This is a genomic window from Pseudomonas sp. S3E12, assembly GCF_001702295.1.
Classification (GTDB): domain Bacteria; phylum Pseudomonadota; class Gammaproteobacteria; order Pseudomonadales; family Pseudomonadaceae; genus Aquipseudomonas; species Aquipseudomonas marginalis.
The window spans coordinates 119,409-132,701 of record NZ_MBDT01000008.1 but is presented as its reverse complement, the minus strand read 5'-3'; the positions used below and the strand labels follow the sequence as shown (position 1 = coordinate 132,701).

General features: G+C 58.7%; 16 protein-coding genes. 14 read left to right on the top strand and 2 right to left on the bottom strand.

The window, feature by feature from the left end:
* Positions 1–82: 82 nt before the first annotated feature.
* Complete coding sequence (locus BB029_RS10805; protein WP_065939168.1) at positions 83–1,381, bottom strand: OprD family porin; 1,299 nt, start codon at positions 1,379–1,381, stop codon at positions 83–85.
* A gap of 744 nt (positions 1,382–2,125) precedes the next feature.
* Between BB029_RS10805 and BB029_RS10800 the strand changes: the two genes are divergently transcribed.
* A complete protein-coding gene (locus BB029_RS10800; protein WP_065939257.1) occupies positions 2,126–2,551 on the top strand; it encodes an HIT domain-containing protein in 426 nt (141 codons plus the stop codon).
* A gap of 3 nt (positions 2,552–2,554) precedes the next feature.
* The gene (locus tag BB029_RS10795; protein WP_027605535.1) at positions 2,555–2,761 is read left to right on the top strand and encodes a SlyX family protein; all 207 of its coding nucleotides are present in this window, start codon (positions 2,555–2,557) and stop codon (positions 2,759–2,761) included.
* A 70-nt stretch (positions 2,762–2,831) separates the two neighbouring features.
* On the opposite strand, the gene BB029_RS34030 is transcribed toward BB029_RS10795, so the two are convergent.
* Positions 2,832–3,434, bottom strand: coding sequence for a cold-shock protein (locus BB029_RS34030; protein ID WP_005790922.1), 603 nt, complete (start codon positions 3,432–3,434; stop codon positions 2,832–2,834).
* Positions 3,435–3,862: 428 nt separating this feature from the next.
* Between BB029_RS34030 and BB029_RS10785 the strand changes: the two genes are divergently transcribed.
* The 12 genes from BB029_RS10785 (at position 3,863) to tolA (ending at position 13,285) form a co-directional block, all read left to right on the top strand.
* On the top strand, positions 3,863–4,336 hold the full coding sequence (locus BB029_RS10785) for a Dps family protein (protein ID WP_027605536.1): 474 nt from the start codon (positions 3,863–3,865) through the stop codon (positions 4,334–4,336).
* A gap of 179 nt (positions 4,337–4,515) precedes the next feature.
* Positions 4,516–4,857, top strand: coding sequence for a ribbon-helix-helix domain-containing protein (locus tag BB029_RS10780; protein WP_065939167.1), 342 nt, complete (start codon positions 4,516–4,518; stop codon positions 4,855–4,857).
* Positions 4,858–5,036: 179 nt separating this feature from the next.
* Positions 5,037–5,258: an FmdB family zinc ribbon protein gene (locus tag BB029_RS10775; protein ID WP_010208103.1), complete on the top strand. Its 222-nt coding sequence runs from the start codon at positions 5,037–5,039 to the stop codon at positions 5,256–5,258.
* Between the two features lie 107 nt (positions 5,259–5,365).
* Positions 5,366–7,141 (top strand): aspartate--tRNA ligase, encoded by a 1,776-nt coding sequence (aspS, locus tag BB029_RS10770; protein WP_027605538.1) that lies wholly within the window; start codon positions 5,366–5,368, stop codon positions 7,139–7,141.
* 135 nt (positions 7,142–7,276) lie between these two features.
* A complete protein-coding gene (locus tag BB029_RS10765; protein ID WP_027605539.1) occupies positions 7,277–8,023 on the top strand; it encodes a YebC/PmpR family DNA-binding transcriptional regulator in 747 nt (248 codons plus the stop codon).
* A 157-nt stretch (positions 8,024–8,180) separates the two neighbouring features.
* On the top strand, positions 8,181–8,705 hold the full coding sequence (gene ruvC, locus BB029_RS10760) for a crossover junction endodeoxyribonuclease RuvC (protein ID WP_027605540.1): 525 nt from the start codon (positions 8,181–8,183) through the stop codon (positions 8,703–8,705).
* A gap of 67 nt (positions 8,706–8,772) precedes the next feature.
* The gene (gene ruvA / locus BB029_RS10755; RefSeq protein WP_065939166.1) at positions 8,773–9,384 is read left to right on the top strand and encodes a Holliday junction branch migration protein RuvA; all 612 of its coding nucleotides are present in this window, start codon (positions 8,773–8,775) and stop codon (positions 9,382–9,384) included.
* Complete coding sequence (gene ruvB, locus BB029_RS10750; protein ID WP_003193867.1) at positions 9,385–10,443, top strand: Holliday junction branch migration DNA helicase RuvB; 1,059 nt, start codon at positions 9,385–9,387, stop codon at positions 10,441–10,443.
* 140 nt (positions 10,444–10,583) lie between these two features.
* Positions 10,584–11,039, top strand: a complete 456-nt coding sequence (gene ybgC / locus BB029_RS10745; protein ID WP_032890914.1) for a tol-pal system-associated acyl-CoA thioesterase — start codon at positions 10,584–10,586, stop codon at positions 11,037–11,039.
* Between the two features lies 1 nt (position 11,040).
* On the top strand, positions 11,041–11,736 hold the full coding sequence (gene tolQ / locus BB029_RS10740) for a protein TolQ (protein ID WP_015885609.1): 696 nt from the start codon (positions 11,041–11,043) through the stop codon (positions 11,734–11,736).
* 23 nt (positions 11,737–11,759) lie between these two features.
* Positions 11,760–12,212, top strand: a complete 453-nt coding sequence (gene tolR / locus BB029_RS10735) for a protein TolR (RefSeq protein WP_161793227.1) — start codon at positions 11,760–11,762, stop codon at positions 12,210–12,212.
* Positions 12,212–13,285 carry a cell envelope integrity protein TolA gene (tolA, locus tag BB029_RS10730; protein WP_065939165.1) on the top strand — a complete coding sequence of 358 codons (1,074 nt, stop codon included), beginning with the start codon at positions 12,212–12,214 and terminating at the stop codon, positions 13,283–13,285. Before tolR ends, tolA begins: the two co-directional genes overlap by 1 nt.
* Positions 13,286–13,293 lie beyond the last annotated feature (8 nt).

The window sequence follows — 13,293 nt, the reverse complement described above, 5'->3', positions numbered from 1 at the left end:
AAAGCCGCTCCCTTGTAAACAGGGGAGCGGCTTTTTTGTTTAAGGCCGGGGCCTTAAGTCATCGTTGTAATTGAACCGGCAATTACAAGATGTTCAGCGGGTAGTTTGCGATCAGACGCAGTTCGTCGATCGAAGGCGAACCGTAGTACACGCCATCGCCGGAGCGATAGGTCGCTTGACGCAGACGCAGGCTCAGGTTTTTGGCTGGACCGCTCTGGATCACGTACTTGGCTTCGATATCGCGTTCCCACTCTTTACCATTGTTAGTGGTGCCGGTGTCGGCGCCGCTACCGGTTATGTAACGAGTCATGAAGCTCAAACCAGGAACGCCAAAGGTTGCCATGTTGATGTCGTAACGTGCCTGGTAGGACTTCTCGCCTTCGGCGTTGAAGTCGGAACGGGCAACGGAGTTGGCCAGGAAGACCGTGCCGCCGCCGTCTACGCCGTAGCCGTAGTCGCCGTCGCCGGTAACCTTCTGGGCTGCCAGGGTGAACGTGTGAGCGCCGATGGTGTAGGCGCCCTGCAAGCTGAACGCGCGGTTGTCGAGCTTGGTCGTGCCATCTTTTTCGGCGCGCTGCAGGCCGGCACCGTCGCTCTTGGTGTCGTAGATGTTGAAGTCCAGAGCGAAGGACTGGTCATCGCTGAGCGCGTGGGTCCAGTTCACGTTGCTGTAGTACTTGCGGAAGTAGTCTTCGGTTTTAGCGTAGTACAGGCTGCCGGTGAGCTCTGGAGTGAACGAGTATACACCGCCGACAAAGTCGGTCTTGGTCAGGCCCAGGCTGTCATGAAACGTCTGGTTCTGCGCAACACTGGAAGTGAAGTGGCCGCCTTCCAGTTTCAGGCCCTTGATCTCGTTGCTGGTGATCGAGATACCTTGTGGCAGTTCCGGCAGCAGACGGCTGTCGTCGGAAGCGAACACAGGGGCTGTGGTGTATTGGTCACCGACTTTCAGCACGGTGTTGGAGAAGCGGAACTTGATGGCGCCGCCGCCTTTGGAGTAGTCGTCTTGCGAACGACCGTCGGAACCGGTGGGGAACAGCCCGGTGCCTGCGCGCCCCTTGCCACTGTCGAGCTTGACGCCCAGCAGGCCGATTGCATCGAAACCGACGCCGATAGTGCCTTGGGTGAAGCCCGATTCGAACAGTGCATTGAAGCCCAAGCCCGTTTCTTCAGCACGGCTTTTGCGCTTGCCGTTGACCGTGGCGTAGCCGTTCGCTGGTTCATTACGGAAATCGCGGCTGAAGTACAGCGCGCGAGTATTGATGCTGAACGTACTGTCTTCAACAAAGCCCTTGGAATCGTCCTGGGCGGACGCCATTGCGAACTGCGAGGTGCCTGCTGAAACAGCCAGGGCGATCATGCTCCACTTCATCACGCGCATCGTGATTTGCTCCTTTGGTTTTAGGAAGAGTACTGCCGTCCCACCTGTATTTTTATCTGGGCGGCTCTTTCTTTTTTGTGTCGGCGCAAAGTTATATCACGCAGACTCTATTGACGATACTTACCCATCTTTCCTTTCAGCTTCTTTACGAGGCTGTCGTAAATTGCTAGTTCCATGTCGCAAATTCACAGTCCGAATGTAACGGGACTGACAACTTCAATGCTGTTTTCAAACGCCTTTCAGCGTTTGTCGTCTTCCTTGGTATACATTGAAACGCCACTGTTATTTATCGCGAAACACTCACTTCCCTGCAGGTGCCGTTGTCGACGATAGGGGGGTGAATGCAACAAGCGCGCCCAAACCGGTAACTGAATGTCATTTTTTCGTGAAAAACGTTACGACGGGGTAAAAACCGCATAAGCACGGGCTTTTTACGCCGTTTGGTTTGGGCTTGACGCCCGTGTGTTACCGGTGTTCGGGGGTGCAAAAAAACCTTGCCCGAGAAAAACGTTACCGGTCCACCCCCATGAGTGGGTAGTTGGCGGATCTCTTTGAGGCACAAGTGGGTCATTTTGGTGCATCCCGGTGAGGCCCGAGTTAGCGTAGCTCAATTATTCGCCTGCATCGAAAGGGGGCGTTTTTTTCTCCGGATGCGCCGAGGTTCTCCCGCATTCGCCGTGAAGCAGCCTGCATTCAAAGGTATGCTGGGCGCCAGAACTTGACCTGCCAAACGGAGTGCCCGTGGTGTTCGCCTTAGACCAACGCCTGCAACAAGACACACTGGTGATCGGGGACTTCCCGTTGTGCCGCCTGCTGCTGTCCAATGACTCGAATTACCCCTGGTTCATCCTGGTGCCACGCATCAACGGTATCAGCGAAGTGTTTCAGCTGGATGTCGCAGATCAACAGATCCTCTGGAAGGAAACTACGCTGCTGGCGCAGTTACTCAACGAAGGCCTGGGCGCCGACAAGATGAATATCGGTGCGCTGGGCAATGTCGTCAGCCAATTGCACGTGCATGTGATCGTACGCAAGCGTGATGACGCCGCGTGGCCTGCGCCGGTTTGGGACAAGCATCCGGCCCAGCCGTACACTGAAGAGCAAGTGGCGGCCATTCGTGTGCGCCTGCGCGCGTTGCTGCCTGCCGACTTTATCTTTACCCAGGGTTGAACCATGGACTTGCAAGACCGCGTTACCGATCTGGAGAGCCGCCTGGCCTTTCAGGACGACACCATCGAGACCCTCAATGACATCCTGGTCGCCCAGCAGCGCGCGGTTGAGCGCCTGCAACTGCAGATGACCGCGCTGCTCAAGCGTCAGGAAGAAATGGGCGGCCAGTTCGAGACGTCCGAGGAAGAGGCGCCGCCACCGCACTATTAATCCGAGGGCAATAAAAAAACCGCGACCCAGCCAGGCTGGATCGCGGTTTTTTTTGCTGCGAAGGCTGGAATCAGCGACGCGGCAGGGCAGCGATCACGTCTTCGGCTTGCAGGCCTTTGTCGCGATTCATCACGGAGAACTCCACGCGCTGGCCTTCCACCAGGACGCGATGACCTTCGCCACGGATAGCCCGGAAGTGGACGAAGATGTCGTCGCCCGAATCGCGGGAAATAAAGCCGAAGCCTTTGGAGGTGTTGAACCACTTGACGGTACCGGTATCCCGATTGGTCATGTCGTAGTTTTGCGACGCGGCCGCCGGGGACGAACGGTAGAAGCTGATGGCCAGGTGAAGAACGATGGCGACCACAGCAATCACCAGGCTGAGCAGGATGGCCGGATGGCCGCCCACTTCAGGCATAGGTGCCAGGAGGGTGAGGGTTTGTACGACAACGGTCAGTACCAGCAGTGCGCTGACCAGGTTTTGCAGTTGATGACGTGTGCCTTTGTTCCAGTAAGGGATTACGGGAGCGAGCGTCAGGTTAAGAAGGCCGAACAAGGCCAGGTACAGAGCGTCGTGTTGTTGCAGGTAGGGCAGGCTTTCAGGCTGCAGGCTCGGGATAAAGGACAGCAGCAACGCTGCAACGCCCGTTAGCAGGTGGACGATTTTCAACATTTTGATTAACTCACGTTAAGACGGATCACAAGGAAGAGCTGACTGGCACGGTTCGCTTCTGAACAATGGGAGGCGTTGGGCACGCGCGCGGGTATCAGCCTATGCCGCTTGCCGTGGAAATTAACGACGGCGACACGCTGCCTATTTAACAGCAAAGGCCGTGCCTACTCAAATCGAGCATTTTCCGCGGTTGAAAGAGGCGTGGCATTTCTGCGTGAAACGCTTGTCCTAGACATGTGCAGGGGTTTCTTGCGGCCTTAAAAGAAATTTCCGACGTGCCCAAAGGCTTGTACTGCACGGGCTGACAGGTCGTGCAGGGGCGATTTGCCGCATGTCGCCCGAGGGTGTCGGGCTGCGTCTCTGCCCCGCTCTTGCTAGAGTGGTCGTGCACCTGATCAATGAATGCTTGTCAATTGAAGGGGATAAACATGGCAATCGATATCGGTATCAGTGAAGAAGATCGTAAATCCATCGTCGATGGGCTTTCACGACTGCTCTCCGATACCTATGTACTGTACCTGAAGACCCACAACTTCCATTGGAACGTCACGGGCCCCATGTTCCGTACACTGCACCTGATGTTCGAAGAGCAGTACAACGAACTGGCGCTGGCGGTGGACGCCATAGCCGAGCGTATCCGTGCCCTGGGCTTCCCGGCACCGGGCGCCTATTCGATCTACGCCCGTCTTTCCTCCATCAAGGAAGAAGAGGGCGTTCCCAGCGCAGAAGAGATGATCAAGCAACTGGTGGCGGGCCAGGAGGCGGTCACGCGTACCGCACGCGGTATTTTCCCGTTGCTCGACAAGGTCAGCGATGAGCCGACCGCGGACCTGCTGACCCAGCGCATGCAGGTTCACGAGAAAACCGCGTGGATGCTGCGCTCCCTGCTCGAAAACCAGTAAACGTCACCCACAGTGGCGCCGTTGTGGCGCCACTTGCTTGTTTCCACGCATTTCCTGGCGTTGTCCTACGCCTATCAACGCCCCGTCTTCTGGCTGCCTGCTTCGTCCTGCTGTCTTATAGGGCCATTGTCCAATGGGAGAGCCCATGGGCTGTTGTTTGGCAATGGAGTGTCAGGTGTATGTCACGTGGAGTGGATGTGGGAGTGATGGAAACCGGTGGTTTCCACAAGATAAGCGTCGACCCCTTCGCCAAGGGGTTCGATATGGGGCTGGCCAAGCCATTGTCCCGATCGGTAAGGCTCAATGGGTTTTCCACTTGTCTTCGGCTTGAGCAGATCTATTGGAATATCCTCACGGAAATAGCCAGGATCAATGCCTGCTCTGTCAGCGCATTGCTGTCCTATGTCGATCGGGAAGTGCACCTCCGGTATGGAGGAGTGAAGAACTTCAGTGGGTTGGTCAGGGTGGTGTGTGTGGTTCATCTGTTAAAAGGCCGTGCCGTCTCAGCCAACCTTGAGTAATCGGCACGTCCCGGGGCAGGTCCGCCGTGGAGGTGGACCAGGCTCCGGGCAGAAAGCCGGCTGCGCTGCCTTGATTTACCAGATATAATCCCGCGCTTTGCTGCTGCCGGGGCTTTCTCCCTCTGCTCTCTATCAGGAGCGGGCGCGGCACAGTAACGATCGACCGCCGAGACATCGCCATGCCCATGTACGACTATCAATGTGCTTCCTGTGGACATCAGTTGGAAGCCATCCAGAAGATCAGCGCAGCGCCGCTGGTCGATTGCCCGGCCTGCCAGGCGCCCGAGCTCAAGAAGATGTTGTCCATGCCGGGCTTCCGCCTGAGCGGCAGCGGCTGGTACGAGACCGATTTCAAGACCGGTTCGAAGAAGAACCTGGCGGGCGGCGACAAAGCAGACTGAGTTGAACTCCATGCGCAGGCTCCTGCATTATCCGTCCCCTGCTTTAATGTACGGTGACGAGGCAGGCCTCCACCGAATTTCGAATTACGAGAAGTGAAACCACTACCATGATGCGCAGCCACTATTGCGGCCAACTGAACGAGACCCTGGATGGTCAGGAAATCACCCTTTGCGGATGGGTTCACCGTCGCCGCGACCACGGCGGGGTGATCTTCCTCGATATCCGTGATCGTGATGGCCTGGCCCAGGTGGTATTCGATCCGGACCGCGCCGAGAGCTTCGCCGCCGCTGACCGTGTGCGCAGCGAGTACGTCGTGAAGATCACCGGCAAGGTTCGCCTGCGTCCGGCCGGTGCTGTGAACGCGAACATGGCGTCCGGTGCGATCGAAGTGCTGGGCTACGAGCTGGAAGTACTGAACGAATCGGAAACCCCGCCGTTCCCGTTGAACGAATACTCCGACGTCGGCGAAGAAACCCGCCTGCGCTACCGCTTCCTGGACCTGCGTCGTCCGGAAATGGCCGAGAAGCTGCGCCTGCGTTCGCGCATGACCACCAGCATCCGCCGCTTCCTCGACGAGAACGGCTTCCTTGACGTCGAAACGCCTATCCTGACCCGGGCCACCCCGGAAGGCGCGCGTGACTACCTGGTGCCTAGCCGTACCCACGCCGGCAGTTTCTTCGCCTTGCCGCAGTCGCCGCAGCTGTTCAAGCAGCTGCTGATGGTGGCTGGCTTCGACCGTTACTACCAGATCGCCAAGTGCTTCCGTGACGAAGACCTGCGCGCCGACCGCCAGCCGGAATTCACCCAGATCGACATCGAGACCAGCTTCCTCGATGAGAAAGAGATCATGGGCATCACCGAGCAGATGATCCGCAACCTGTTCAAGGAAGTACTGGACCTGGAGTTCGGCGAATTCCCGCACATGACCTTCGAAGAGGCCATGCGCCGCTACGGTTCGGACAAGCCAGACCTGCGTAACCCGCTGGAACTGGTGGACGTGGCCGACCAGCTCACCGAAGTTGATTTCAAGGTGTTCAGCGGCCCGGCCAACGACCCGAAATGCCGCATCGCCGCCCTGCGCGTGCCTGGCGGCGCGAGCATGCCGCGCAAGCAGATCGACGACTACACCAAGTTCGTCGGCATCTACGGTGCCAAGGGCCTGGCGTACATCAAGGTCAACGAGCGCGCCAAGGGTGTTGAAGGCCTGCAGTCGCCAATCGTGAAGAACATCCCGGAAGCCAACCTCAATGTGATCCTGGATCGCGTGGGCGCGGTCGACGGCGACATCGTGTTCTTCGGCGCCGACAAAGCCAAGATCGTCAGCGAAGCCCTGGGCGCGCTGCGGATCAAGCTGGGCCACGACCTGGACCTGCTGACCTGCAAGTGGGCACCGATGTGGGTCGTCGACTTCCCGATGTTCGAAGAAAACGACGACGGCAGCTTCAGCGCCTTGCACCACCCGTTCACCGCGCCGAAGTGCTCGCCCGAAGAGCTGGAAGCCAACCCGGCAGGCGCGCTGTCCCGTGCGTATGACATGGTGTTGAACGGTACTGAGCTGGGTGGCGGTTCGATCCGTATCCACCGCAAAGAGATGCAGCAAGCGGTCTTCCGCCTGCTGGGCATCAACGAAGCGGAACAGGAAGAGAAATTCGGCTTCCTGCTCGACGCCCTGAAATACGGCGCGCCGCCCCACGGTGGCCTGGCTTTCGGCCTCGACCGCCTGGTGATGCTGATGACCGGTGCCCAGTCGATCCGTGAAGTGATCGCCTTCCCGAAAACCCAGAGTGCTGCGGACGTCATGACCCAGGCTCCGGGTGTGGTGGATGCCAAGGCATTGCGCGAGCTGCATATCCGCCTGCGCGAGACGCCGAAGGCTGAGTAAGGCTGCTGCGTGAAAGCGCACTGAGGTTTACGCAGTCTAAAAAGGCGCATCTTCGGATGCGCCTTTGCGTTACAAGGGGTGTATCCCACCCGGGGTGGGGTTGATAAGGTTTCTAGAGAATTTCGGAGTTGTGTTATGGCTGGCCATTCCAAGTGGGCGAACATCAAGCACCGCAAAGAGCGTCAGGATGCCAAGAAAGGCAAGATTTTTACCAAGTGGATCCGTGAGCTGACAGTCGCTGCCCGCCAGGGCGGTGGTGATCCGGGCTCCAACCCGCGTCTGCGCCTGGCCCTGGACAAGGCCCTCGGCGCCAACATGAGTCGTGACATTATCGACCGTGCCGTGGCCCGTGGGGCCGGCGCTGCCGACACCGACGACATGGTCGAGTTGACCTACGAAGGCTACGGCCCGGGTGGCGTGGCGGTGATGGTCGAATGCATGACCGATAACCGCAACCGTACTGCCGCCGCCGTGCGTCATGCGTTCAGCAAGTGTGGCGGCAACCTGGGGACTGACGGTTCGGTGGCCTACCTGTTCGAACGCAAGGGGCAGATTTCCTTCGCGCCGGGTGTGGATGAAGATGCACTGATGGAAGCGGCGATGGAGGCGGATGCCGACGACGTGGTGACCAATGAAGATGGCTCCATCGACGTGTTTACTTCGTTCGCCGGCTTCTACGCCGTGCGTAACGCCCTGGAAGCGGCCGGTTTCAAAGGCTCGGACGCCGAGATCGTGATGCTGCCGACCACCAGTGCCGAGCTGGACCTGGACGGTGCGCAGAAAGTGCTGAAGATGCTCGATATGCTCGAAGACCTGGATGATGTGCAAAACGTGTATTCCAACGCCGACATTCCGGAATCCGTGGCCGAACAGCTAGGCTGAAGAATGACGTAGATCCAAATGTGGGAGGGGGCTTGCTCCCGATGGCAGTGTATCAGTCAGCCTATGTCTAACTGGACGATCGCCATCGGGAGCAAGCCCCCTCCCACATTAGAACTACGGTGTATCAAAAAATGTGTTTATCCGACCTGCAGGCGTTATGACTTTAATCCTAGGTATCGACCCCGGTTCGCGCATCACCGGTTTTGGTGTGGTGCAACACACCCCGCGCGGCTGCGTCTACGTCGCTTCGGGCTGTATCCGTACCGGCGCAGGCGAGTTGGCTGAGCGCCTGCAGATCGTCTATCGCGGCGTGCGTGAAGTGATCCAGACCTACGGACCGGTGACCATGGGCATCGAAAAGGTGTTCATGGCAAAAAACGCAGATTCGGCGTTGAAACTCGGCCAGGCCCGTGGCGCCGCCATCGTCGCCGGCGCCGAGGAGGGCATGGAGATCGCCGAGTACACCGCGACCCAGGTCAAGCAGTCCGTGGTCGGCACCGGCGCGGCCAATAAAGAGCAGGTGCAGATGATGGTCATGCACATGCTCAAGCTCACCTCAAAGCCGCAGATCGATGCCTCCGACGCCCTGGCCATTGCCATTTGCCATGCACACACGCGCTCCAGCCTGTTGCCTCACGGCTTGGGCACGGCACGCAGTCGTGGCGGGCGCCTGCGTCTCTGATAGCATCAGCGCAATCGTTATTTCCGGTCAGGCCTCGCTCTGACCCCAAGCTTTAAGGATCTGAACCGTGATTGGACGCTTGCGCGGCACCCTGGCTGAGAAACAGCCGCCGCACCTGATTCTGGATGTAAACGGGCTGGGGTATGAGCTGGAAGTGCCCATGACCACCCTGTATCGCCTGCCGTCGGTCGGTGAACCCATAACGCTGCATACCCATCTGGTGGTGCGCGAAGATGCGCAACTACTCTATGGTTTCATTGGCAAGCGTGACCGCGACTTCTTCCGCGAGTTGATTCGCCTCAATGGCGTGGGGCCTAAATTGGCCCTGGCGTTGATGTCGAGCCTGGAAGTGGATGAGCTGGTACGTGCCGTGTCGGCCCAGGACACCTCGGCGCTGACCAAGGTGCCGGGCGTGGGCAAGAAAACCGCCGAGCGCCTGCTGGTAGAACTCAAGGACCGCTTCAAGGCCTGGGAGGTGGTGCCGAGCATGTTCGCCCTGGTGCCGAACCAGCCGGACATGCCGGCGGGCCCGGTCGCGAGTGCTGAAAGCGACGCCGTCAGTGCGCTGATCTCCCTGGGCTACAAACCCCAGGAGGCCAGCAAGGCCGTCTCGGCCATCAAGGACAAGAACCTGAGCAGCGAAGACATGATCCGCCGAGCCCTGAAGGGAATGATTTAAGTGATTGAAGCTGATCGTCTGATCGCGGCCACTGGCCCGCGCGACCGTGAAGAAGTCCAGGACCGCGCCATCCGTCCCCTGAGCCTGGCCGAATACATCGGCCAGCCTACCGTGCGCGAGCAGATGGAGTTGTTTATCCAGGCCGCGCGCGGGCGCAGTGAGTCCCTTGACCACACCCTGATCTTCGGTCCTCCAGGGTTGGGTAAAACCACCCTGGCCAACATCATTGCCCAGGAAATGGGCGTGTCGATCAAGTCCACCTCCGGCCCGGTGCTGGAGCGGCCAGGTGATTTGGCTGCCTTGCTCACCAACCTCGAACCGCACGATGTGCTGTTTATCGACGAAATCCACCGGCTCTCGCCAATCGTCGAGGAAGTCCTGTACCCGGCGATGGAAGATTTCCAGCTCGACATCATGATCGGCGAAGGCCCGGCGGCGCGCTCGATCAAGCTCGACCTGCCACCGTTTACGCTGGTGGGCGCGACCACGCGCGCGGGCATGTTGACCAACCCGCTGCGAGACCGTTTCGGCATTGTTCAACGTCTTGAGTTCTACAGCACCGCCGATCTGGCGACCATCGTCAGCCGTTCGGCCAGTATTCTTGGCTTGCCCCTGGACCCGGAAGGCGCGTTCGAAATTGCCCGTCGGGCCCGGGGCACGCCACGGATTGCCAATCGCCTGCTGCGTCGCGTGCGTGACTTTGCCGAAGTCCGGGCCAAGGGGCATATCACCAAGGCCGTGGCGGACCTGGCCCTGAACCTGCTGGATGTGGACGAGCACGGCTTCGATCATCAGGATCGACGTCTACTCTTGACCATGATCGAGAAGTTCGACGGCGGCCCGGTAGGTGTCGACAGCCTGGCGGCGGCCATCAGTGAAGAGCGCCATACCATCGAGGATGTGCTGGAACCGTACCTGATCCAGCAGGGCTATATCATGCGCACGCCAAGGGGGCGAGTGGTGACGCGCCATGCCTATCTGCACTTCGGGCTAAACATTCCGTCACGATTGGGTGAGATGCCCGTGGTAGACGAATTCCTTGATGCAGTAGACGATTAAAAGCTTCACGCCAGTCGATTTATTCGATGTTTGTGCTGTCCTAGTGGCTGGTGTCGTCATTCAGTCACTGGATATGTTTTTCGAGAATGAAAAAACAGTTGCCCCAGCGGATTGGCAACCTGAGGAGTAAGCACTAGAGTATGCGCGCGCAAAACGGGGATCAGTCGTTCGCACATCGCTGTCGCGTTTATTACGAGGACACCGATGCCGGCGGCATCGTGTATTACGTCAATTATCTCAAGTTCATGGAGCGGGCTCGTACCGAGCGGCTACGGGAGCTGGGCTTTGCCCAATCCCAGCTGGCAGGGGAGGACCTGTTATTTGTCGTGCATTCCAGCGAGGCGCGCTACCACGCACCGGCGCGACTGGACGACGAGTTGCTGGTCAGCGCTGAAGTAATCGAATTGAACCGTGCCAGCCTGCGTTTCAAGCAGCAGGTCAGGCGGGCAACGGATGCAACGCTGCTCTGTGAGGGGCAGTTCCTGGTGGCGTGTGTGCGCACCAACAGTTTGAAACCTCGGGCCATTCCCGAAACTCTACGTGCGGCCTTTGCCGCCGTGAGCGGCGCGGGTAAACAATCAAAGCAGGAGATTTAGCGTGGAACCTACCGTCGTCGACCATTCCTCCATGTGGAGCCTGGTCAGCAATGCCAGTGTCGTGGTTCAACTGGTGATGCTGACCCTGGTAGCCGCATCGGTTACCTCTTGGGTCATGATTTTTCAGCGCAGCAACCTGCTGCGCGCCGGTCGACGTGCCCTGGAGAGCTTTGAAGAGCGCTTCTGGTCGGGTATCGACCTGTCCAAGCTGTATCGCCAGGCCGGCAGCAATCCGGACCCGGACTCGGGCGTCGAGCAGATCTTCCGCGCCGGCTTCAAGGAGTTCTCGCGCCTGCGCCAACAGCCGGGTGTTGATCCGGAAGCGGTCATGGAAGGCGTGGCCCGTGCCATGCGCGTCGCCATTTCCCGTGAAGAAGAGAAGCTGGAGCAGAGCCTGCCGTTCCTCGCTACCGTCGGTTCCGTCAGCCCGTACATCGGCCTGTTCGGTACCGTGTGGGGGATCATGAACTCGTTCCGTGGCCTGGCCCAGGCTCAGCAAGCGACCCTGGCCACCGTGGCCCCGGGTATCGCCGAAGCCCTGATCGCCACCGCGATCGGCCTGTTCGCCGCTATCCCCGCAGTAATTGCCTACAACCGCTTTGCTGCCACCAGCGAAACGTTGATCGGCCGTTACTACACCTTCGCCGATGAGTTCCAGGCGATCCTGCACCGTAAAGTGCACACCAGCGAAGAATAAGCAGGTAATTCCCAATGGCTTTAATCGCTCGAGCTCGCAAAAAGCGCAAGCCGGTCGCCGAGATGAACGTAGTGCCCTACATCGACGTGATGCTGGTGCTGCTGGTGATCTTCATGGTGACCGCGCCGATGCTCAACCAGGGCGTGAAGGTTGATCTGCCCAAGGTTTCCAGTGAAGCCTTGCCGCAGGACAACAACACTCAGGTCCTGACCATTTCGATCAAGGCTGACAAGACCTATTACTGGAACCTTGGCAGCGAAGTCGACACCCAGAAGCAACAGGACAAGGCCTTGACCCTGCCGGCGATGACCGATGCGGTGACCAAGATCATTCGCTCCGGCAACGAAGGCGGCAAGCACACCCAGGTGTTCATCCGCGGCGACAAGTCGGTCGACTACGGTTCCGTCATGGGCGCCATGGGCGGGCTGCAGAAGGCCGGCGTCGGTAACGTTGGCTTGATTACCGAGGCGCCCTGATGCACCAACAGCGAGAGCCGTCCGCCTCGGAAAGCTTCTTCTGGCCTAGCGTCTGGGCAATTGCCCTGCACGTCCTGGTCTTTGGCATGCTGTTCGTCAGCTTTGCCATGACCCCGGACCTGCCGCCAGCCAAGCCGATCGTGCAGGCGACCCTGTATCAGCTGAAATCGAAAAGCCAGGCCACCACCCAGACCAATCAGAAGATTGCGGGGGAGGCCCAGAAGTCGGCTGCGCGCCAGACTGAAGTCGAACAGATGGAACAGAAGAAGGTCGAGCAGGAAGCGGTGAAGGCTGCTGCGGAACAAAAGAAAGAAGAGGCTGCTCAAAAGGCCGAGGAATCGAAAAAGGCTGACGAAGCCAAGAAGGCCGACGAGGCGAAAAAGGCTGATGAAGCCAAGAAAGCCGAGAAAGCTGCCGAAGCTAAAAAAGCTGAAGAGAAACAATTGGCTGATATAGCCAAGAAGAAATCTGAAGAAGAAGCCAAGAAGGCTGCCGAAGAAGAGGCCAAGAAAAAGGCCGCTGAAGACGCCAAGAAGAAAATAGTCGAAGACGCGAAGAAAAAAGCCGCCGAAGACGCCAAGAAAAAAGCTGACGCAGACGAGGCGAAGAAGAAAATCGCCGACGACGCGAAGAAGAAAGCTGCCGCCGATGCCACCAAGAAAAAGGCCCAGGAAGCAGCGCGTAAATCCGCCGAAGAGAAAAAGGCCCAGGCCTTGGCAGATTTGCTCTCCGACACGCCGCAGCGTCAGCAAGCCTTGGCCGATGAACGTGGCGATGAAGTCGCGGGCAGTTTCGACGACCTGATTCGGGCACGGGCAGCAGAAGGCTGGACACGTCCACCTTCGGCACGCAAAGGCATGACAGTAGTGCTGCAGATCGGCATGTTGCCGGACGGTACGGTGACTTCGGTCAGCGTGGCCAAGTCCAGTGGTGACGGTTCGTTCGACAGTTCGGCGGTTGCCGCGGTCAAGAATATTGGCCGGTTGACCGAGATGCAGGGAATGAAACCAAGCGACTTCGCTCCCTATCGTTCATTCAAGATGACATTCACACCTGAGGATCTAGCCTTGTGAGAAACCTT